Here is a 20,211-nt window from a genome sequence, read left to right as displayed (position 1 = left end):
GGAATCGGGGGGTCCGGGGCTTATGACCTGAGGATTAGCACGTTCGGGTGATGACCGGAGGGTCAACTTTCCTGAGGTGCGGCGGTGACGTCCTTGTCCGGCACGGTGCGGCCGGAGCGGATCAGGTCGATCCGCCCCATGACCTTGGCGCGCAGGTCGGCGGGCACGTCGTCATGTCCGCAGCACCGCTTGACCAGCTTCTTCACGGCCTGCTCCAGGCCGTACTTCTCCAGGCACGGGGAGCATTCCTCGAAGTGGTGCTGGAACTTGTCGCGATCGACGTCCGGCATCTCGCTGTCGAGGAACTCGTAGAGGTGGTCGAGGACCTCACGGCAATCCGTCTCGTGGTGGTCTCCGCAGCTCATGAGCCCGAGCCTTTCGCTTCGTTCGACTCTCCGGCGCCCGCCGGGACCAGCCCGCGCTCACGCGCGTAGTCCTCCAGCATGTCGCGCAGTTGACGGCGGCCCCGGTGCAGCCGGGACATCACCGTACCGATGGGTGTCCCCATGATGTCCGCGATCTCCTTGTACGCAAAGCCCTCTACGTCCGCGAGATAGACGGCGATGCGGAACTCCTCGGGGATCGCCTGCAGCGCTTCCTTCACGTCCGAGTCGGGCAGGTGGTCGAGCGCCTGCGACTCGGCGGAGCGCAGACCCGTCGACATGTGCGACTCGGCGCGGGCCAGCTGCCAGTCCTCGATCTCCTCCGCGGCGGAGCGCTGGGGCTCGCGCTGCTTCTTGCGGTAGGAGTTGATGAACGTGTTGGTGAGGATCCGGTACAGCCACGCCTTGAGGTTGGTCCCCTCGCGGAACTGGTGGAAGGACGCGTACGCCTTGGCATACGTCTCCTGCACCAGGTCCTCGGCGTCGGCCGGGTTGCGTGTCATGCGCAGCGCGGCCGAGTACATCTGGTCGAGGTACTCGAGCGCGTCCCGCTCGAAGCGCGCGCTGCGCTCCGCGGTGGACTCGGAGGTCGTCTCCGCGCTCACGCCCCGGCCCTCGGGCTGCTCCGCCTGGCCGTTGTCGGTCCCTGCGTCGGTACCGGTGACCGGACCCACCTCCTCAAGATCCCGGGCGGGACCGAGACCGGTCCCACTCGTTTCGGAGGATAGAACACGACCCGTGCCTGCCGCCGCTCGAATAGGAGCGGTCTTGGCCGCGTGCAGCACCGTCCAGTCCAGGTCGACGCGGCTGTCGCGGCTCGAATCAGACTCTGCCGGGCGCAGCCCGTCCACGGGGTGGTGGTGGGAGGCGGGAGGGCAGATGGTCGAACCCATGCGGCGGACTTCCTCTCCTACGACGTCGGTGCCAAGGCCTCAGCACTTCTGTCCGGCACAACAGCGGTCCGTCGCCGGGCATTCCCGTGCGTCACCCGAGTGACGCGATCCACTGCACGACACCCTCGGTGATGACCTCCAGGGCCCGCTCCTGGCCGATCTCGGCGCGCTTGGGCACGGCGAAGCCGTGATCGCCGTACGGCACCTCGATCAACCGATAGTCGCCCTCGGGGAACTCGTCCGGCTTGCCGAAGGGATCGTTGCCGCCCTGGACGACGAGCGTGGGTACCCCGGCGCCGAGCAGTTCCTGCGCGCGGGACTTCTCCGGCTTGCCCGGCGGGTGCAGCGGGAAGCCGAGCGCGAGTACGGCGTGCGCGCCCAGCTCGGCGGCCGTACGGCAGGCGACCCGCGCCCCGGCACTCCGGCCGCCGGAGACCACCGGCAGCTGCATCCCGGCGAGCGCGGGCCAGATGCCGCGCCAGCCGGTGTCCAGGGTCTTCGGCGCGGGCGCGACCTTCCTGCCCGCGACCCGCCAGGGCTGCTCGACCAGCGCCACGGTCACACCGTGCGCAGGGAGAGCCTGTGCGAGCGCCTGGAGGTCCCGCGCCTCGACGCCCCCGCCGGCGCCATGGCTGAGGGCGAGGACGAACTGGGGTTTCTTCGCCTTGTGCCAGGTGATGCGCGCGGTCCCGGCATCGGTCTCGACAAATTCGATCACGCTAGAAGAGTGTGCCCGCTTCCGGGGCCGGCAGCTCCTTCAGCAGGTCCGCGCCGTTGTTGCGGACGTTGCTGACGGCCGTGGAGACCGGGTAGGCGCGCATCAGGCCGGGCGGGGGCGGGGCGAGGAGGTCGCGCAGGGTGTCCGGGTCGGTGCGGGCCGGGTCGAGCCAGGCGTCCCAGCGGTCCGGGGTGAGCATCAGCGGCATCCGGGGGTGGATCTCGGCGAGCGTGCCCGGACCCTCCGCCGGGGCGACGGCCAGCGGGGTCTGCTCGGCCTCCGTGGTGATCACCGAGCAGGTGGCCCACCAGGCCTGGGGGTGGTCGTCGGGCAGGGTCCGGTCGCGCCAGAACTCGTACAGCCCGGCCATCGCGAACACCGAGCCGTCGGCGGGCAGCACGAAGTACGGCTGCTTGCGCGGCCGCTTCTTCTTCCCCTCGACCTCCAGCTCCCGCTCCTGCGTGCCGGTGACCCACTCGTAGTAGCCGTCGGCGGGGATGATGCAGCGGCGGGCGGCGAAGGCCCGGCGGTAGGCGGGCTTCTCGTGCACGGTCTCCGCGCGCGCGTTGATCATCCGGGCGCCGCCCTCGGGCGTCTTGGCCCAGGACGGCACCAGTCCCCACTTCAGCTTGCGCAGCTGGCGAACCGGACGCGGGGAGTCCGCGTCTTTCAGAGGACGGTCGAGGACGGCGTAGACCTCCTTGGTCGGAGCCACGTTGTAGTCCGGCTCCAGGGTCTCCTCGGGCTCCCACTTCTCGATCTCGAAGATTCCCGCGAGATCCTCGGGCCTACGACTCGATGCATACCGTCCGCACATACGTGCCACACTGCCAGACTCCGCACGACCACAGGGAGCCACTCGGACATATGGACAGCCTCGCCGTCACCTCGCTGCCCGGCCTCTGGGACCGGCTCACCGGCACCCAGCCCGACCCCGATGTGTGGGTGGTGATCGCCACGCTGGCCGCCGCGCTCGCCGTCGTCGCCCCGCGTCCCGCGTGGCGGATATCGCGCAACGCGGTCACCATCGCGCACGAGGGCGGCCACGGCCTGATCGCCCTGCTCACCGGCCGGCAGCTCACGGGCATCCGGCTGCACTCCGACACCAGCGGCCTCACGGTCAGCCGGGGCAAGCCGTACGGGCTGGGCATGATCCTCACGGCTGCCGCCGGCTACACGGCTCCCTCGCTGCTGGGGCTGGGCGGGGCGGCCCTGCTGGCCACGGGCCGGATCACCCTCCTGCTCTGGGTCGCGACGGCCCTGCTGGTGGTGATGCTGGTGATGATCAGAAACGCGTACGGGGTGCTGACCGTGGTGCTGGCCGGCGGGGCCTTCCTGCTGGTGTCCTGGCTGACGGGTCCCCAGGTGCAGGCCGCCTTCGCCTACGCGGTGGTGTGGTTCCTGCTGCTCGGCGGGGTCCGGCCGCCCTTCGAACTCCAGGTGAAGCGTGTCCGGGGCGGGGCGGGTGACTCGGACGCGGACCAGCTGTCCCGGCTGACGCATGTCCCGGCGGGGCTGTGGCTGTTCCTGTTCCACGCGGTCTCGCTGTGCTCGCTGATCGGTGGAGGACAGTGGCTGCTGGAAGGTTGACGGCCGCCCCTCCTTATAAAGTGGGCCCATGGCCCCGAACACCGCCCCTCCCGCCCTCTGGCCCGCCCCGCACGCGAGCGGAGCCGTCGACGCGACGGTCCACGTGCCGGGGTCCAAGTCGGTCACCAACCGCGCCCTCGTGCTCGCCGCCCTCGCCTCCGAGCCCGGCTGGCTGCGCCGCCCGCTGCGCTCCCGCGACACCCTGCTGATGGCCGGCGCCCTGCGGGCCATGGGCGTGGAGATCGAGGAGGGCGTGGGTCCCGACGGCACCGGTGAGGCCTGGCGGGTGCTGCCCACCGGCCTGCGCGGCCCGGCCACGGTCGACGTCGGCAACGCCGGCACGGTGATGCGCTTCCTGCCGCCGGTGGCCGTGCTGGCCGACGGCCCGATCCGCTTCGACGGCGACCCCCGGTCGTACGAGCGTCCCCTGCACGGAGTGATCGACGCGCTGCGCGTGCTCGGCGCCCGGATCGACGACGACGGCCGGGGCGCGCTGCCGCTGACCGTGCACGGCGGCGGGGCGCTGGACGGCGGCCCGGTGTCGATCGACGCGTCCTCGTCCTCCCAGTTCGTCTCGGCCCTCCTGCTCTCCGGCCCGCGCTTCAACCAGGGCGTCGAGGTCCGCCACACCGGCGCGACCCTGCCCTCCATGCCGCACATCCGGATGACCGTCGACATGCTGCGCGCGGTCGGCGCCCAGGTGGACACCCCGGAGTCGGGCGGCGAGCCGAACGTGTGGCGGGTGACGCCGGGCGCGCTGCTCGGCCGGGACCTGACGATCGAGCCGGACCTGTCCAACGCCCAGCCGTTCCTGGCGGCGGCGCTGGTCACCGGCGGCAAGGTGGTGATCCCCGACTGGCCGGAGCGGACCACGCAGCCCGGCGACCGGCTGCGGGAGATCTTCACCGAGATGGGCGGTTCCTGTGAACTGACCGACTACGGGCTGGTGTTCACCGGTTCGGGTGCCATCCACGGTATCGACGTGGACCTCGGCGACGTCGGCGAGCTGACCCCGGGCATCGCGGCCGTGGCGGCTCTCGCGGACTCCCCCTCCACCCTGCGGGGCGTGGCCCATCTGCGGCTGCACGAGACGGACCGGCTGGCCGCGCTCACCAAGGAGATCAACGAACTCGGCGGTGACGTCACCGAGACGGCCGACGGTCTGCACATCCGCCCGCGCCCGCTGCACGGCGGGACCTTCCACACCTACGAGGACCACCGCATGGCGACCGCCGGTGCGATCCTCGGCCTGGCGGTCGAGGGCGTGCTCATCGAGAACGTGGCGACGACGGCCAAGACCCTGCCGGACTTCCCCGACCTGTGGACCGGAATGCTCGGGGCCTAGGGGACGGACGTACGACCATGCGCCGCTACGGCAAGCACACCGACGAGGACGACATCCGCAGCCGTCCCAACCGCAAGGGCAACCGGCCGCGGACGAACATCCGGCCCAAGCACGAGGACGCCGCCGAGGGCATGGTCCTCACCGTCGACCGGGGCCGGCTGACCTGCCTGATCGAGGACCGTACGGTCATGGCGATGAAGGCCCGTGAACTGGGCCGCAAGGCCGCCGTGGTGGGCGACCGGGTGGCGCTGGTCGGCGATCTGTCCGGCAAGAAGGACACCCTGGCCCGTATCGTCCGCATCGAGGAGCGCGGCTCGGTGCTGCGCCGCACGGCCGACGACGACGATCCGTTCGAGCGGGTGGTCGTGGCGAACGCGGACCAGCTGGCGATCGTCACGGCGCTGGCCGACCCGGAACCCCGCCCGCGCCTGATCGACCGCTGTCTGGTGGCCGCGTTCGACGGCGGTCTGGAGCCGCTGCTGGTGATGACGAAGTCGGACCTGGCCCCGCCGGACCAGATGCTGGAGCTGTACGGCGACCTCGACATCCCCTACGTCGTCACCAGCCGCGAGGAGCTGGAGGGCGGGGACGCGGCCGACCGGGTGCGCGCGTATCTGGACGGCCGGATCACGGCGTTCGTCGGCCACTCCGGCGTCGGCAAGACGACCCTGGTCAACGCGCTGGTCCCGGAGGAGCGACGGCGTACGACGGGGCGCGTCAACGCGGTGACGGGCCGAGGCCGGCACACCACGACATCGGCCCTCGCCCTGCCCCTCTCCGGGGACGACGGCTGGGTCATCGACACCCCGGGAGTCCGTTCCTTCGGCCTCGCGCACATCGACCCTTCCCGCGTGATCCACGCCTTCCCCGACCTGGAGCCCGGTACGGAGGGCTGTCCGCGCGCGTGCAGCCACGACGAGCCGGACTGTGCGCTGGACGCCTGGGTGGCCGAGGGCCACGCGGACCCGGCACGCCTGTACTCCCTGCGCCGGCTGCTGGCCACGCGGGAGCGCCGGGAAGGCGACTGACGCCCGCGTTGTTTGCCGAGGCGCACGGCCGGTAAGTGCATACTCGCACCGCACCGGTGAGCCGGATCAACGGGAGGACAGCGCATGGCGTGGCTGCTGGTGGTCGTGGCCGGGATGCTGGAGACCGGTTTCGCCGTCTGCCTGAAGCTCTCCCACGGATTCACCCGCCTGTGGCCGACGATCGCCTTCGCCGCCTTCGCCCTGGGCAGTTTCGGTCTGCTGACCCTCTCCCTGAAGAAGCTCGACGTCGGCCCCGCCTACGCCGTGTGGACCGGGATCGGCGCGGCGGGCACCGCGATCTACGGCATGGTCTTCCTCGGCGACCTGGTGTCCACGCTGAAGATCGTGTCGATCAGCTTCGTCATCGTCGGGGTCATCGGGCTGCAGCTGTCGGGGTCGGCGCACTAGAGCGGGGAGCCTGCCCGCCAACTCCCCTGATCTGTACGGAAGTCCGCCGCTCAGGCGACCCGCTGCGGGACCACCGCCCGCACCAGCTCCGCGACTCCGCCCTCCCCCGGCGGGGCCGCGACGCAGGACAGGGCGAGGCGGACGACCAGTTCGCAGGGGTGGGCCAGTTCGGCGGTGTCGACGGGGGTGGCGGCGGGACCGGCCAGCGCGATGGCCGCGCGGTCGCGCACGATCCGTACGAAGTCGCGGGGCGTCGGCAGCGGGCCGTCCGCCCGGCGCTGCGCGGGCACCACGGAGGAGGAGGGTACGGCGGTGAGCGGCGGGGCGGGCAGCCGCTCGCTCCAGCAGCCGGTGAGCATGGCCCGGATCAGCGCGTTCTCCCGCGCGGCGGAGCTGGTCCACTCGGCGACGGCGGTGAGCCGCTCACAGGGCTCGGCGGAACCGGCGAGCGCCCGCTCGACCCCGGCGAGGTAGCCGTCGGCGGCCCGCCGCACCAGCGCCCGGGCCAGGCCGTCCTTGCTGCCGAACTCGTTGTACAGGGTCTGCCGGGACACCCCGGCCGCCGCGGCCACATCGACCATCCGCACCGCGGACCACGCTCGGCGCGCAAGCGCCGTGAAGGCGGCGTCCAGTAGGGACTCCCGGGCAGCAGGCATCATCGCCTCCCTGGCCTGACCAGTTCTGCGCCCAGAGTTGACGCGCCCGTATGCACTGTCAAGGGTTCGCGGGGGTGTGCGGCCGAGGGTGCGCGGGGGTACGCGCCGTCGCGCCGGCTCCGCACCGAGTACAGCCTGCCCCGCTGGCCCCGCACCGAGCACGGCAGATACCGTTTCCTGCATGCCGGACTACCTCGACGACCTGCGCCTCGCCCACGTCCTCGCGGACGCCGCCGACGCCGCCACCATGGACCGCTTCAAGGCCCTCGACCTGAAGGTGGAGACGAAGCCGGACATGACCCCGGTGAGCGAGGCGGACAAGGCGGCGGAGGAACTCATCCGCGGCCAGCTCCAGCGCGCCCGCCCGCGGGACGCGATCCTCGGCGAGGAGTACGGCGTCGAGGGCACCGGCCCCCGCCGTTGGGTGATCGACCCCATCGACGGCACCAAGAACTACGTCCGCGGTGTCCCCGTCTGGGCCACGCTGATCTCCCTCATGGAGGCGGGCGGTGGGGGTACCTCCCGTTCGAGCGAAGCCGAGAATGGGGGAGGCTACCACCCGGTCGTGGGCGTCGTCTCCGCCCCCGCCCTCGGCCGCCGCTGGTGGGCCGCGAAGGGCCACGGCGCCTTCGCCGGCCGTAGCCTCACCTCGGCGACCCGGATCCACGTCTCCCGCGTCGGCGAGCTCGCGGACGCCTCCTTCGCGTACTCCTCGCTGTCCGGCTGGGAGGAGCAGGGCCGCCTCGACGGCTTCCTGGACCTCACCCGCCAGGTGTGGCGCACGCGCGCGTACGGCGATTTCTGGCCCTACATGATGGTCGCCGAGGGATCCGTGGACATCTGCGCGGAGCCCGAGCTGTCCCTGTGGGACATGGCCGCCACCGCGATCGTCGTCAACGAGGCCGGCGGCACCTTCACCGGCCTCGACGGCCGCCCGGGCCCGCACAGCGGCAACGCGGCCGCGTCCAACGGCCTGCTGCACAACGAGCTGCTGGGGTATCTCAACCCGCGCCACTGAGACCGGGCGGATGCGCGCACGCCCTCAACTGGCGTCGCGCGCCCCCTTGTTGACTCTCCCTTTACCTGGCACTCTGGGGCCACCCTCATTTGTGAACTTGTGAATCTCCAGCCGCGAGATTCCTAGGAGGTGGCATCCATGCTCGTCCGTGACGCCATGAGCACGGTGATCCTCACCGTCGGCCCCGCCCACACCCTCCGCCAGGCGGCCACCCTGATGTCCGCCCGCCGCACCGGCGCCGCCGTGGTCCTCGACCCGGACGCCGGCGGCATCGGCATCCTCACCGAACGCGACATCCTCGACTCCGTCGGCCTCGGCCAGAACCCCGACACGGAACGCGCCCACGCCCACACCACCACCGACGTCGTCTTCGCCGCCCCGACCTGGACCCTGCAGGAGGCCGCCAGCGCCATGACCCGCGGCGGCTTCCGGCATCTGGTCGTCCTCGACCGCGGCGAGGTGGCCGGCATCGTCTCGGTCCGCGACATCATCCGCTGCTGGCTCCCGGCCCGCGAGCACGCACCGGCACTCTGAGCACACCGAACGGGGGCATGCGGAGCGGGCCGGACCCCGAGCACCGTGGGGTCCGGCCCGCTCAGCGGCACGCGACAGTGCCGCCGGCTCAGCCACGCAGCGCGCGCACCGCAGCCTCCAGCCGCTTGCCGAAGTCGGCGTCGGCGCTGGCGAAGTTGCCGATGGCACGCTCGGCGATCTCGTCCTTGGACACCTGGGCGATGAAGCCCGCCAGGTTGTCGATCAGACGGCCCTTCTCGTCCTCGGACATCAACCGGTACAGGTCACCCGCCTGGACGAAGTCGTCGTCCTCGGCGTGCACCGGGGTCGGGTGGTTGCCGGTGGAGCCGTCCACGGAGGTGGGCTGCCACAGCGGACGGCCCGTCTGCTGAGGCCCGCCGAAGCTGTTGGGCTCGTAGTTCTTCGCCCCGCCGTGCCGGCCGTCGTACAGGAAGCCGTCCCGGGAGTTGGTGCGGGCCTCGGTGGCGTGCGGGCGGTTGACGGGCAGGTGGTCGGCGTTGATGCCGACGCGGTAGCGGTGCGCGTCGCCGTAGGCGAAGAGCCGGCCCTGGAGCATCTTGTCGGGCGAGGGGCCGATGCCCGGCACGAAGTGCGCGGGGCTGAAGACCGACTGCTCGACCTCGGCGAAGATGTTGTGCGGGTTGCGGTTCAGCTCCAGCTTGCCGATCTCGATCGGCGGGTAGTCCTCGTGCGGCCACACCTTGGTGAGGTCGAACGGGTTGAAGCGGTACGTCGCCGCGTCCGCCGCCGGCATGATCTGCACCTGCACAGTCCAGGACGGGAACTCGCCCCGCTCGATGGCCTCCCGCAGGTCACGCTGGTGGGAGTCGGGGTCCTCACCGGCGATCCGGTTGGCCTCCGCCTGGGTGAGGTTCTTGATCCCCTGGTCGGTCTTGAAGTGGTACTTGACCCAGAAGACCTCGCCGTCAGAGTTGTTCCACTGGTAGGTGTGCGAGCCGTAGCCGTTCATGTGCCGGTACGACGCCGGGATGCCACGGTCGCCGAACAGCCAGGTCACCTGGTGCGTCGACTCCGGCGACAACCCCCAGAAGTCCCACACGTTGTCGGCCTCCGTGGAGCCCGTGTACGGGTCACGCTTCTGCGTGTGGATGAAGTCCGGGAACTTGATCGCGTCCCGGATGAAGAACACCGGGGTGTTGTTGCCGACGAGGTCGTAGTTGCCCTCCTCGGTGTAGAACTTCAGCGCCCAGCCGCGCGGGTCGCGGACGGCGTCGGCAGCACCGAGATTGCCGGCCACGGTCGAGAACCGCAGAAAGGTCTCGGTCTGCTTGCCGACCTCGGAGAGGAAGGCGGCCCGCGTGTACGGCGTGACGTCCGCGGTCACCGTGAAGGTGCCGTACGCACCCGCACCGCGCGCGTGCACGACGCGCTCGGGGATGCGCTCCCGGTTGAAGTGGGCGAGCTTCTCCAGCAGCAGCTGGTCCTGGACCAGAACCGGCCCGCCGACGCCCGCCGTCTCGCTGTTCTGGTTGTCGCCGACCGGGGCACCGGCCTCCGTGGTGAGCGGTCCCTGCGTCACGTGCGCCTCCTGCGTCATTCCTGTCCTGTGACTAAACCCGTTCCAGATCCTACATTGGACTAGATCTAAGTCAAATGGCGATCTAATCTCACACCTATTCCCGTCCTGGTACCCCCTCCTGTTAGGCTGGTAGCCATGAGCGACCTTCTGGAACGGCTGCGTGGACGCGGATGGCGGATGACCGCGCAGCGGCGCGTGGTGGCCGAGGTCCTGGACGGCGAGCACGTCCATCTGACGGCCGACGAGGTCCATGCGCGCGCTGTCGCGAAGCTCCCGGAGATCTCCCGGGCGACCGTCTACAACACGCTGGGTGAGCTGGTCTCCCTCGGCGAGGTGCTGGAAGTCTCGACGGACAAGCGCGCGAAGCGGTACGACCCGAACGCGCACCGCCCGCACCACCACCTGGTCTGCGCCCACTGCGGCGCGATCCGTGACGTCCACCCGACGGGCAACCCCCTCGCCGACCTCCCCGACGCGGAGCGCTTCGGCTTCACGGTGTCGGACGTCGAGGTGACGTACCGGGGGCTGTGCCCGGACTGCGCGAGCGCGTAAGCCGTAGGCCGTAGGCCGTGAGCAGGAGGGGGCGCGAGCCCCCTCTTTTTGTTGCCCCGGCATCCGGAAGCGACCATCTGGAAACGACTGAGGGCCGGAACCCATTTCTGGATTCCGGCCCTCGGCCTTCAGTAGCGGGGACAGGATTTGAACCTGCGACCTCTGGGTTATGAGCCCAGCGAGCTACCGAGCTGCTCCACCCCGCGTCGGTGAACACGACATTACGTGAGGGAGGTGAGCGAAGGCAAATCAGTTACCGGAGACGTGGCCGGGCTCACTTTTTCACGCCGAGAGTTCCTCCCGCAGCGCATCCCTGAGCCGGCCCGCCCGCTCCGCGACCTCCGCAGGCCCCAGTGCCACCGCCCGGTCGGCCCAGCGCTGCCCCTCCGCCAGCTCGCCCCGACGCGCGTAGACCAGGGCCAGCCGGAGGGCCGCCCGGCCGTGCCCGGCGTCCGCGGCGCGGGTCCACCACACCGCCGCCTCCGGCTCGCTGCCCTCCCGGGCCAGCAGCAGGCCCAGGTTGAAGGCGCCGTTGCGCGAACCGGCCTCGGCCGCCGCCCGGTACCACCGCGCCGCCTCGACCACGTCACCCCGGGCGGCGGCCAGCATGCCGACCCGTACCTGGGCGCGCCGGTGCCCCTGCGTGGCCGCGCGCTCGTACCACTCCTCGCACTCGGTCTTCTCGTGCACGATCTCGCCCAGCTCGTGCGCGGGCTCCGGCGGCCGGCGGGCGTCGAGCAGGGTGGCCAGCCGGTAGGCGCCCTCCGCGCTGCCGGCGCCCGCCGCGCACCGCAGATGCCGTTCGGCCTCCTGCTCGTCGCCCTCGCGCAGCCGGGCGATCCCGACCTGGAGCGCGGCCTCGGTGTGCCCGGCGGCGGCCGCCCGCTCGTACCAGCGCAGGGCCATGGTCTCCTCGCCGCGCCCGGCGTAGAGGATCCCGAGATTGAACGCCGCGTCCACGCTGCCGGCCTCGGCGGCCTTGGAGAACCACGGCTCGGCACCGGTGGCGTCGCCGCCCTGGAGCAGCAGGATGGCGAGCGCGTTGGCGGCCTCCCGGTGCCCGGCGTAGGCGGCCCGGCGGTACCACTGCTCGGCCTGCGCGGTGCGTGCCTGCTCGGCGCAGAGCAGCCCGAGGTTGTACGCGCCGTTGTCGTCGCCCGCGTCCAGCGCCGCCCGGTACCAGCGCTCGGCGGTCTGTGTCTCGCCGCGCTCGGCGTGCAGCGCGCCGAGCGCGTTGGCCGCGTTGCCGTCGCCCTCCTGGGCGGCGCGCAGCCACCACACGGCCGCGCTCTCGGCGTCCCCGGCGTCGCGCAGCAGGAAGCCCAGGGCGCACGCGGCCCGGGCCTCGCCGTCCTTGGCCGAGGTCAGGTACCAGCGCCCGGCCTCCTTCAGCTCGCCCCGCTTCTCCAGGATCGCGCCGAGGTGCAGCGCGGCGCGCCGGTGACCGCGCGCGGCGGCCTGCCGGTACCACTGCTCGGCCTCCGCGACAGCGTTGTCGCCCCCGGTCTCGTCCGTACGGCCATCACGACCGTCCTGACCGGTCGCACCACCGGCCGCCCCCGCCAGGCCGCTCCGGCCGGCACCGGCCCGGCGGCCGGGCGCGCCTGAGCCCGGGCGGTCGGCGTCCTCGTGTCCGGCACGGTGGTCGAGCGCGCGCGCCAGCCGGTACGCCGCCTCCCGGTGCCCGCGCTCGGCGGCGGCCCGCATCCAGTGCTCGGCCCCGACGTCCCCGCGGTGTTCCAGCAGGTCGGCGAGCGCGTAGGCGCCGAGGACATGGTCCTGCTCGGCGGACTGGCGCAGCCAGTACTCGGCGGCGGGCTCGTCCCCGCGCTCACGGTGGTAGCGGCCGAGCGCGTGCGCGGCGGCGGCGGAACCGGCGACGGCGGCGACGCGCCACCATCCGGCGGCCTCCTCGGGGTAGCCGCGCTGGTGCAGCAGGACGCCCAGGTTGTTGGCGGCGGCGCGGTCGCCGGCCGCGGTGGCGGCCCGCAGCTGGGGTTCGGCTCCGTCGAGGTCGCCGCGGCGCAGCAGCAGGCTTCCGAGGACACTCGCGGCCTCGGCGTCGCCGCTCTGCGCGGCGAGACCGAGGCGTACCTCCTCGGCGGCGTCCCCCATGTCGCTCAGGTCGTCGCGGGTCGGCTCCTCACCGGGAGGCTGCACAAATCGCCCTGACTCGAACAGAGTTGCCTTGTCCCCCATAACGTCCATCGTCGCACCACCTGCAACCTGGGTACACCCGGTATACCGCAGCCCGTGAGGTCACTTCAGCGTTTTGTCGACATGCCCACAGGACGACAAGTCAAACACATCCCCCTCGACTCCCCGCGGCGGCGCGGCCGTACCTCCCCTCCGTATGTGAGTTCGCACACCACGAAGGCCCGGATCCCTTGGGATCCGGGCCTTCGATCGCAGTAGCGGGGACAGGATTTGAACCTGCGACCTCTGGGTTATGAGCCCAGCGAGCTACCGAGCTGCTCCACCCCGCGCCGTTTGCCTGGTAACCGTACCACGGCGCGGGGCCTCCTTGATCAACTCTTGGTTCCCGTCCCGTTCCTGCCGGCCTTGGCCTCCGCGTCCGCCGCGCGCTTCAGCGCGGCCTTCAGATCCTTCTGGGCCTTGTCGTACGCGGTCCAGTCCGGCCCGTTCGGTCCCTGCAGGGCCTGTTGACCCGCGTCGAACGCCTTCTGGGCGTCGCTCAGGGCCTGTTGGACGGTCGGATTGCTCGACGTGGGCGGATGGGTGGTGCCGGTCTGCGGTGGCGGGGTGGTCGAGGCCGTCGTACCGAAGACCTTGTCGAGAGCCTCGTCGAGGGTGTTCTCGAACGCCGTCTTGCCCTCGTAGGTGACCAGAACCTTGCGCAGCAGCGGGTACTTCAGTCCGCCACCGCGTACGTAGACCGGCTCCACGTACAGCAGTCCTCCGTCCAGCGGCACGGTCAGCAGGTTGCCGTACTCGATGTCGGAGTCGCCGCCCTTGAGGAGTCTGATCGCGGCGGCGATGTCCTGTTCGGAGTTGAACTGGCTCTGTACCTGTTTGGGTCCGTCGACCGTCGTACTGGTCGGCAGTTTCAGGATTCTGATCTTGCCGTAGTCACTGCTGCCGGCCTCGGCGTCGACCGTCATGAACGCGCTGAGGTTGTCCCGGCCGTTGGGCGTGAACGTCGTCGACAGCGAGAACGCCTGCTGGGACTGGTCCGGCATCTTCGTGCTCAGGTAGTAGGGCGGCACCGCGTTGCCCGACTTGTTGGTCGGGTCGTCCGGCACCTGCCACACCTCGCTGCCGGTGAGGAACGTCTGCGCGTCCGTCACGTGATAGCGGGTGAGCAGCTCGCGCTGGACCTTGAACAGGTCCTGCGGATAGCGGAGATGGGCCATCAGGTCCGGGGAGATGGCGCTCCTCTGCTTCACCGTGCCGGGGAAGGCCTTCATCCAGGTCTTCAGCACCGGGTCCTGGGTGTCCCACTGGTAGAGCCTGACCTCGCCGGTGTACGCGTCGACGGTCGCCTTCACCGAGTTGCGGATGTAGTTGACCTGGTTCTGCTGGGCCACCACCGCGCGGTTGTTGTTGGCGGCGGTCAGCGAGTCGGCCGTCGTGTCGCCGAGGGTCGTACGGGAGGAGTACGGGTAGCCGTTCGACGTCGTGTAGGCGTCGACGATCCACTGGATACGGCCCTTCACGACCGCCGGGTAGGCGTCGCCGTCGATGGTCAGCCAGGGGGCGACGGCCTCGACGCGCTCCTTGGGCGTGCGATTGTACAGGATCCGCGAACCCTTGCCGATCGCGCCCGAGTAGAGGATCTGCGGCTCGTTGAACGCCACCGCGTACGCGGCCCGGTTGACCGGGTTGTCGAGGTTGACCCCGCTCTCGCCCTGGTAACTGGTGGTCTTCTCACCGCTGTTGTCGGTGTAGTCGATCTCCTTCTGGGGACCGCCGACGATCGAGTAGGTGGTGGTCTTCTCGCCGTAGTAGATCCGCTGCTCGTACGTGCCGAGGTCGCCCGTGGAGGGCATGTCGGACTCGGTGAAGACGGGCTGGCCCTGGTCGTCGGCCTCGGTGCCCTTGGCGGCGACCACGCCGTAGCCGTGCGTGTAGCGGAAGTGGTCGTTGATCCAGTTGTTCTTCGGGATGCCGTCCAGGTTCAGCTCGCGCAGTCCGATGACCGTGTCCTGCGCCTTGGCGTTCTTGCCGTCCTTGGCGGGGTAGCGGTCGACGTCCAGGTTGGTCGGGAACCCGTAGAAGTTCTTCATCTGCTGCAGCTGCTGGAACGTCGGCGAGACGATGTTCGGGTCCATGATGCGGATGCTCGCCGCGTCGTTCGCGTCATTGCGCAGCGTGGTCTTGTCCTTCGTCGTGGACTGACCCGAGTACTCGGTGACCTTGGCGTCGTCGATGCCGTACGCCTCGCGGGTCGCCTTGAGGTTCTTCTGGACGTACGGGGCTTCCTTGGCCTGCTCGTTGGGCTGGACCTGGAACTTCTGCACGATCGCGGGGTACAGCCCGCCGATCAGGATCGCCGAGAGGACCATCAGGCCGAAGCCGATGACGGGCAGCTGCCAGGTGCGCCGCCACAGGGTGGCGAAGAACAGCAGCGCGCAGATGACGGCGATGCAGAACAGGATCGTCTTCGCCGGCAGATAGGCGTTGGCGTCGACGTAGCGCAGGCCGGTCCAGTCGCCGGTCGCCTTGAAGTCGCTCGACTTCACCGCCAGCCCGTACCGGTCGAGCCAGTACGCGACCGCCTTCAGGGCGACGAAGATGCCGAGCAGCACCGACAGATGTCCGGTCGCGGCGGCCGTGGCCCGCGCGCCGGGGCTGGTCACGCGCAGCCCGCCGTACAGATAGTGCGTGAGCGCGGCGGCGATCAGGCACAGGATGGCGGCGGCGAAGCCGAAGCCCAGCAGGAAGCGGTACCAGGGCAGGTCGAAGGCGTAGAAGGAGACGTCGAGATGGAACTGCGGGTCCTTCTGGTGGAAGGGCACGCCGTTGACCCACATCAGCCAGGTCCGCCACTGGCCGGCCGCGGAGGCGCCCGCGATCAGCCCGACGAGCGCGGTGACGGCGAGCAGCAGCCACTTCTTGTACGGCGCGATGCCCATCCGGTAGCGGTCGAGGCTCTGCTGCTCCATGGACATGGCGCTCAGCGGGGGCCGCAGCCGGTGCGCGATCCAGATGTTGAGCCCGACGGCGACCGCCATCAGCAGACCGAAGACGAAGAACAGCCCGATCTTGGTCCACAGCATCGTCGTGAACACCGACGAGTAGTGCACCGACCGGTACCAGAGCCAGTCCGTCCAGAAGCCCGCGAACATGGTGAACGCCATGCCGAGCACAGCCAGGACGCCCAGTGTCAGGAGCAGGGTCCGTGCCCCCCGGGACGGGCGGCCCGCTCTGATCCGTGGCCCCGTCGGGCCTCCGCCGCGGTCCGGCATCTGGAAAGCCAAGGTGCGCACCTCGAAGTTCGCTGTCGATCCGTCAGGCCCTCGTGTTCGCGGACCCGCCGTGGCCCCCCGTGATCGCGGACCCACACCTATGCAACTTACTCACGGTTTGCTCGGTTCCCGATTCCGGCCATGAACGAGGCAGGATTGTGACCATGTCCAACACTCCCATGGCAGCGAGCCCGCTCACCCGGGCCGTACTCGAGATCGACGAGTACGTCTCCGGCCTCGGCTGGGACCAGCCCGCTCGCCTCTTCGCCCTTGTCGACACCGCGCGGCTGCGGGCTCAGGAACCCGCGCTCGCGGCCCAGCTGGGCCTCGACGCGGACGAGTCCGAGACCGCCGGTCTCACCCCGATCGAGCAGGACGAGCTCCCGTCCGGCAAGCCGCTCGACGACTTCCTCGGCACCATCGCCTGGCCCGACGCGGTGGTCGGCTGCGCGCTCTCGGTGGAGCGCCTGATGCTGCCGCCGTCCGCCGAGGCTCAGGTCCCGCAGAACCTGAGCGAGGCCAAGCTGACCCAGTGGGTCGCCCAGCACCCCGAGCGCCAGGAGGTGCGGATGACGGTCGCGGTGCTGCGCGACGGCAGCCGCGAGTCGGCGATCCGGCTGCGCGAGAAGGACTCCCCGACGGAGGTCCTCACCGGCCCGGAGCTGGTGCCCGGCCTGGCCGAGGCGCTGACGGCGACGTTCGCGGACTGACCTTCTTTCCCGGTAAGTCCGGTACGTCCTTTCCGGTACGGCGATGGGGGCGCCCCCGCCTCGCGGGGCGCCCCCAGCCGCGTGTCACGGGCGAGCTCAGCCCTTGGTGGTGCACTTGGGCAGCGCGCCGGTGTTCCCGGTGCGGATGTCCTTCAGCGCGCTGAGCGCGTCGCCGATGTTCTTCACCTTGACCAGGGTCAGCCCGCCCGGGGTGTCCTTGGCGGCGGCCGCGCAGTTGTCGGCGGGCGTCAGGAAGTACTGGGCGCCCTTCTCGCGCGCGCCGACGGTCTTCATCTCGATGCCGCCGATCGGCCCGACGGTGCCGTTGTCGTCGATCGTCCCGGTGCCGGCGACGAACGTGCCGCCCGTGAGGTCGCCCGGGGTGAGCTTGTCGTAGATCCCGAGAGCGAACATCAGACCGGCGCTGGGGCCGCCGACGTCGGCGAGCTTGATGTCGATGGTGAACGGGAAGGTGTGGTCGGTCCCTGCGGAGATCCCGACTATGGCCCGCTGGGGCCCGGTGTCGTCGGACGCCTTCGTGGTGATGGTGACGTCCTGGGTCGCGGTCGCCGTCTTGTGCGCCTTCTCCGCGGCGGCCTGCTCCTTGGCGGGGACGACGGTGAAGACGACGTTCTGGCCGGCCTTGTGCTTCGTGACCAGCTTGGCGACGTCGGACGGCTGCTTGACCGCCGTGCCGTCGACGGCCTTGATCACGTCACCTGCGTGCAGCCTGCCCTCGGCCGGGGAGTCCTTGACGACGGTGGAGACGATCACCCAGGACTTCACCGGGATGCCCAGCTCCTTCAGGGCCGCGACCTTGGCGCTCTCCTGGGACTGGCTGAACTCCTCGGCGTTCTGCTGCGTGGACTCCTCCTCCGTCGTGCCGTTCGGGTAGAGCGTGTCGTGCGGCACGATCTTGGTGTCGGGGTCCAGCCAGCCGTAGACCGCCTCCACCAGGTTCATCCGGAAGTCCGCGCTGGTCACCCGGACCGTGGTCATGTTCAGGTGACCGCTCGCCGGGTACGTCTGGTGCCCGGAGATCTGCAGCACCGGCTCGCCGCCGTGGTCCCCCAGCGTGTTCACGGTCGGGCCGGGAGACATCTCCGAGTACGGCACGGGGATGAGCACTCCCGCGCACAGGAGCGCGATCAGCATCAGGGTGGAGGCGAGCATCGTCGCGGTGCGGCGTGGCATGCCATGACAGTACGGGACGCCTCTGTCAGAGGCCCGTCAGGGCACCCCCCGTCAGGCTCCGCCGGCGCCCGAGTGGGATTTCTCCATGGCCGCGCGGAACCGGGCATAGCCGTCCAGCTCGGGCCCGTCACCGCGCACCTTGCGGGTCCGATTGGCCCAGCTGCCCCAGAGTCCGCCACCGATCGCGGCCAGAAGCGGAATCAGCAGCCAGACAAGCGCCCCCATGCCGACCTCCCAACGTTCAGAGCGTCCGCAACTGACTGATCAGCAGATTAACCATCCGCACTGACAACGCTCACGCCAGGGGGCCGGTTACGCAACCGGAGGGACGGAAGTGCTCCAAGTGGCGCACACCGGCAGGGACCTCAGCGGCGCTACGCGCCGACCCAGTCATCCGTCCCGTCGGAGAACCTCTGGTGCTTCCAGATGGGCACCTCGTGCTTGAGGTCGTCGATCAGCTTGCGGCAGGCGTCGAAGGCCTCGGCACGATGCGGACAGGCGACCGCGACGACCACGGCGAGATCCCCCACGACCAGGTCCCCCACCCGGTGCACGGCGGCGAGCGCCCGCACCGGGTGATCGGCGACGACCTTCTCGGCGATCCGCCGCATCTCGGCCTCGGCACTGGGATGGCAGGAGTACCCGAGCGCGTCCACGTCGGCGCCCGAGTCGTGATTGCGCACGGTCCCCACGAACAGCGCGACACCCCCGGCCGCGTCGTCCCCGACGGCCCGGAACACCTCGTCCACGGAGAGCGCGGTCTCCCGGACGGCGATCAGCTTGATGGGATCCTGCGCCGCCCGCTCACCGGGGTGCTCGTTCACGTGTGCCATGACCCCATCGTGCCGCACGCCGGTGACAACGGGGAATACGAGATTCACCAGGCACGCGTGTGTGCGTGTTTGGTGAGTCCTACGACGTGGCACGCGCACGCGTGGCCGGCCAGACACCGACCGCCCAGCCCCGCCGCGGGACGCCTCACACCCGCCGCCGAGCCTTCCGGGCCCTTCGTACGACGGCGGCGGCGCCCAGCAGGGCCACCGTGGCCCCCGCCGCACCCGCGGCCGTGGCGTCCTTGCGGCCCAGCCGCCGCCCGGCGACCGTGTGCCGCCCGGAGACCTCCTCGAGCAGCTCCGCGAGGACCTCCTCGTTGGTCCACCGCGGCCGCCACCCGGCGTCGTGCAGCCGGCTCCCGCTGACCACCCAGGGATACATCGTGTACGCCAGATCCCCGGCCGGGGACGGCGTGAGCCCGATCCGGTGCAGCCGGGCCGCGGCGCCGAGCGCGACCGCCGACGGCAGCTCCATCCGCCGGATCCCGCTCAGCTCCTCGACCTCCTCCTGCTCCAGCCACCCGTCGCAGCCGACGGCCAGTTCCCCGTCGACCTTCTCGAGGACGGCGTACTCCAGCGCGCCGCACAGGTCCTCGACGTGGCAGAACTGCCACGCGGGCCGCGACCCGGCGACGACGAGCAGTCGCGGCGACTCAAAGTACCGGGTCAGCGCGGTGTCCGTCCCGCCGACCAGCACCGCGGGCCGTACGACCGTGACGTTGAGCCCGGGATGCGCGCGTGGCGCGCGCCGCGCCAGCCGCTCGATCTCCAGCAGGTCCCCGACCCCGGTGGCCTCGGCGGTGGCGCGCAGCTCGGCGTCCTCCGACAGCGGCAGCTCGTTGTCCGGCAGAGCCCCGTAGACCATCGCCGAGGTGCACAGCACCACCCGGTGCACGCCGGCGGCGGCCGCGGCCGTGAGGACGGTCTGGGTCCCCCGGACGTTGTAAGCGGTGCGCGCCGCCGGATCGGTCTCCAGATCGAGGTCCAGCGCGAGGTGGACGACGACGTCGGCGCCGCGCAGCTTGTCCGCGATGGCGGGGTCGCGCACGTCGAGGATGTGCCACTCGGCGTCGGCGCACTCCCCGCGCCGCTCGTCGATGGCGACGACCTGCTTGATCTCCCCGGAGGCGGCGAGCCGCTCGGTGAGCAGGGCACCGACCCCGGTGGCGGCACCGGTGACCGCGACGACGGGCCCGCGCACGGCAGGAGGGGTTGAGGGGTTTCGCGCTGCGCGAACCTGCGGATCTGGGGAACTCACCGGCTTCTCCAGCGGTTGTCTTCACATACGTGCGCGAGTCACGCGTACGTACCAGGTGCATCCATCCTGCCGCAGGCCTTCCGTGGGCGAAGCACCGAGGCCCGATCGGGTCGGGGTGTCTA

Annotated in this window: 20 protein-coding genes and 2 tRNA genes; 8 read left to right on the top strand and 14 right to left on the bottom strand. The window is 70.8% G+C overall.

Going from position 1 to position 20,211, the window contains the following annotated elements; all coding sequences use genetic code 11:
- Nucleotides 1-62: 62 nt before the first annotated feature.
- The 4 genes from rsrA to ACH47Z_RS12600 form a co-directional block, all read right to left on the bottom strand.
- Nucleotides 63-365: a mycothiol system anti-sigma-R factor gene (gene rsrA, locus ACH47Z_RS12615; RefSeq protein WP_399073202.1), complete on the bottom strand. Its 303-nt coding sequence runs from the start codon at nt 363-365 to the stop codon at nt 63-65.
- The gene (gene sigR / locus ACH47Z_RS12610) at nt 362-1,057 is read right to left on the bottom strand and encodes an RNA polymerase sigma factor SigR (RefSeq protein WP_399073201.1); all 696 of its coding nucleotides are present in this window, start codon (nt 1,055-1,057) and stop codon (nt 362-364) included. Before sigR ends, rsrA begins: the two co-directional genes overlap by 4 nt.
- A gap of 310 nt (nt 1,058-1,367) precedes the next feature.
- Nucleotides 1,368-1,994: an alpha/beta family hydrolase gene (locus ACH47Z_RS12605; protein WP_399073200.1), complete on the bottom strand. Its 627-nt coding sequence runs from the start codon at nt 1,992-1,994 to the stop codon at nt 1,368-1,370.
- Nucleotide 1,995: 1 nt separating this feature from the next.
- Nucleotides 1,996-2,811 (bottom strand): SOS response-associated peptidase, encoded by an 816-nt coding sequence (locus ACH47Z_RS12600; RefSeq protein WP_399073199.1) that lies wholly within the window; start codon nt 2,809-2,811, stop codon nt 1,996-1,998.
- A gap of 50 nt (nt 2,812-2,861) precedes the next feature.
- Between ACH47Z_RS12600 and ACH47Z_RS12595 the strand changes: the two genes are divergently transcribed.
- The 4 genes from ACH47Z_RS12595 (at nt 2,862) to ACH47Z_RS12580 (ending at nt 6,365) form a co-directional block, all read left to right on the top strand.
- On the top strand, nt 2,862-3,584 hold the full coding sequence (locus ACH47Z_RS12595) for a M50 family metallopeptidase (protein WP_399073198.1): 723 nt from the start codon (nt 2,862-2,864) through the stop codon (nt 3,582-3,584).
- Between the two features lie 28 nt (nt 3,585-3,612).
- A complete protein-coding gene (gene aroA / locus ACH47Z_RS12590; protein ID WP_399073197.1) occupies nt 3,613-4,929 on the top strand; it encodes a 3-phosphoshikimate 1-carboxyvinyltransferase in 1,317 nt (438 codons plus the stop codon).
- Between the two features lie 17 nt (nt 4,930-4,946).
- Entirely contained in the window at nt 4,947-5,957 is a 1,011-nt protein-coding gene (gene rsgA / locus ACH47Z_RS12585) for a ribosome small subunit-dependent GTPase A (RefSeq protein WP_399073196.1), read from the top strand.
- Nucleotides 5,958-6,041: 84 nt separating this feature from the next.
- Nucleotides 6,042-6,365: a DMT family transporter gene (locus ACH47Z_RS12580; RefSeq protein ID WP_399073194.1), complete on the top strand. Its 324-nt coding sequence runs from the start codon at nt 6,042-6,044 to the stop codon at nt 6,363-6,365.
- A 50-nt stretch (nt 6,366-6,415) separates the two neighbouring features.
- Here the strand turns inward: ACH47Z_RS12580 and ACH47Z_RS12575 are convergent, their stop codons facing one another.
- Complete coding sequence (locus ACH47Z_RS12575; RefSeq protein ID WP_399073193.1) at nt 6,416-7,024, bottom strand: TetR/AcrR family transcriptional regulator; 609 nt, start codon at nt 7,022-7,024, stop codon at nt 6,416-6,418.
- 178 nt (nt 7,025-7,202) lie between these two features.
- On the opposite strand from ACH47Z_RS12575, the gene hisN reads away from it, so the two are divergent.
- Together hisN and ACH47Z_RS12565 are read left to right on the top strand one after the other, a co-directional pair.
- Nucleotides 7,203-8,039, top strand: a complete 837-nt coding sequence (gene hisN / locus ACH47Z_RS12570; RefSeq protein WP_399073192.1) for a histidinol-phosphatase — start codon at nt 7,203-7,205, stop codon at nt 8,037-8,039.
- A gap of 138 nt (nt 8,040-8,177) precedes the next feature.
- Nucleotides 8,178-8,573: a cyclic nucleotide-binding/CBS domain-containing protein gene (locus tag ACH47Z_RS12565; RefSeq protein WP_399073191.1), complete on the top strand. Its 396-nt coding sequence runs from the start codon at nt 8,178-8,180 to the stop codon at nt 8,571-8,573.
- An 88-nt stretch (nt 8,574-8,661) separates the two neighbouring features.
- Here the strand turns inward: ACH47Z_RS12565 and ACH47Z_RS12560 are convergent, their stop codons facing one another.
- On the bottom strand, nt 8,662-10,131 hold the full coding sequence (locus ACH47Z_RS12560; protein WP_399073190.1) for a catalase: 1,470 nt from the start codon (nt 10,129-10,131) through the stop codon (nt 8,662-8,664).
- Nucleotides 10,132-10,248: 117 nt separating this feature from the next.
- Between ACH47Z_RS12560 and ACH47Z_RS12555 the strand changes: the two genes are divergently transcribed.
- Entirely contained in the window at nt 10,249-10,665 is a 417-nt protein-coding gene (locus ACH47Z_RS12555; protein WP_399073189.1) for a Fur family transcriptional regulator, read from the top strand.
- A gap of 132 nt (nt 10,666-10,797) precedes the next feature.
- Here ACH47Z_RS12555 and ACH47Z_RS12550 read toward each other — a convergent pair.
- The 4 genes from ACH47Z_RS12550 to ACH47Z_RS12535 form a co-directional block, all read right to left on the bottom strand.
- Nucleotides 10,798-10,871: transfer RNA gene (locus tag ACH47Z_RS12550), tRNA-Met, on the bottom strand.
- Nucleotides 10,872-10,947: 76 nt separating this feature from the next.
- The gene (locus ACH47Z_RS12545; protein WP_399073188.1) at nt 10,948-12,873 is read right to left on the bottom strand and encodes a sel1 repeat family protein; all 1,926 of its coding nucleotides are present in this window, start codon (nt 12,871-12,873) and stop codon (nt 10,948-10,950) included.
- 204 nt (nt 12,874-13,077) lie between these two features.
- Nucleotides 13,078-13,151, bottom strand: a tRNA-Met gene (locus ACH47Z_RS12540).
- A gap of 42 nt (nt 13,152-13,193) precedes the next feature.
- Nucleotides 13,194-16,094 (bottom strand): UPF0182 family protein, encoded by a 2,901-nt coding sequence (locus ACH47Z_RS12535; protein ID WP_399073407.1) that lies wholly within the window; start codon nt 16,092-16,094, stop codon nt 13,194-13,196.
- A gap of 164 nt (nt 16,095-16,258) precedes the next feature.
- Between ACH47Z_RS12535 and ACH47Z_RS12530 the strand changes: the two genes are divergently transcribed.
- Nucleotides 16,259-16,804 carry a PPA1309 family protein gene (locus ACH47Z_RS12530; protein WP_399073187.1) on the top strand — a complete coding sequence of 182 codons (546 nt, stop codon included), beginning with the start codon at nt 16,259-16,261 and terminating at the stop codon, nt 16,802-16,804.
- A gap of 96 nt (nt 16,805-16,900) precedes the next feature.
- Here ACH47Z_RS12530 and ACH47Z_RS12525 read toward each other — a convergent pair whose 3' ends face one another.
- The 4 genes from ACH47Z_RS12525 to ACH47Z_RS12510 all read right to left on the bottom strand — a co-directional run bounded on the left by ACH47Z_RS12525 (nt 16,901) and on the right by ACH47Z_RS12510 (nt 20,089).
- Nucleotides 16,901-17,998 carry a PDZ domain-containing protein gene (locus ACH47Z_RS12525; protein ID WP_399073185.1) on the bottom strand — a complete coding sequence of 366 codons (1,098 nt, stop codon included), beginning with the start codon at nt 17,996-17,998 and terminating at the stop codon, nt 16,901-16,903.
- A gap of 51 nt (nt 17,999-18,049) precedes the next feature.
- On the bottom strand, nt 18,050-18,223 hold the full coding sequence (locus tag ACH47Z_RS12520; RefSeq protein ID WP_399073184.1) for a hypothetical protein: 174 nt from the start codon (nt 18,221-18,223) through the stop codon (nt 18,050-18,052).
- Nucleotides 18,224-18,372: 149 nt separating this feature from the next.
- The gene (locus ACH47Z_RS12515; RefSeq protein WP_399073183.1) at nt 18,373-18,831 is read right to left on the bottom strand and encodes a molybdenum cofactor biosynthesis protein MoaE; all 459 of its coding nucleotides are present in this window, start codon (nt 18,829-18,831) and stop codon (nt 18,373-18,375) included.
- Between the two features lie 145 nt (nt 18,832-18,976).
- Nucleotides 18,977-20,089: an SDR family oxidoreductase gene (locus ACH47Z_RS12510; protein WP_399073182.1), complete on the bottom strand. Its 1,113-nt coding sequence runs from the start codon at nt 20,087-20,089 to the stop codon at nt 18,977-18,979.
- Nucleotides 20,090-20,211: the final 122 nt, after the last annotated feature.

Source organism: Streptomyces sp. NPDC020192, from assembly GCF_044388685.1.
Classification (GTDB): Bacteria; Actinomycetota; Actinomycetes; order Streptomycetales; family Streptomycetaceae; genus Streptomyces.
Note: the sequence above shows the minus strand (reverse complement) of the source record. Positions and strands in the feature narration are given on the sequence as shown.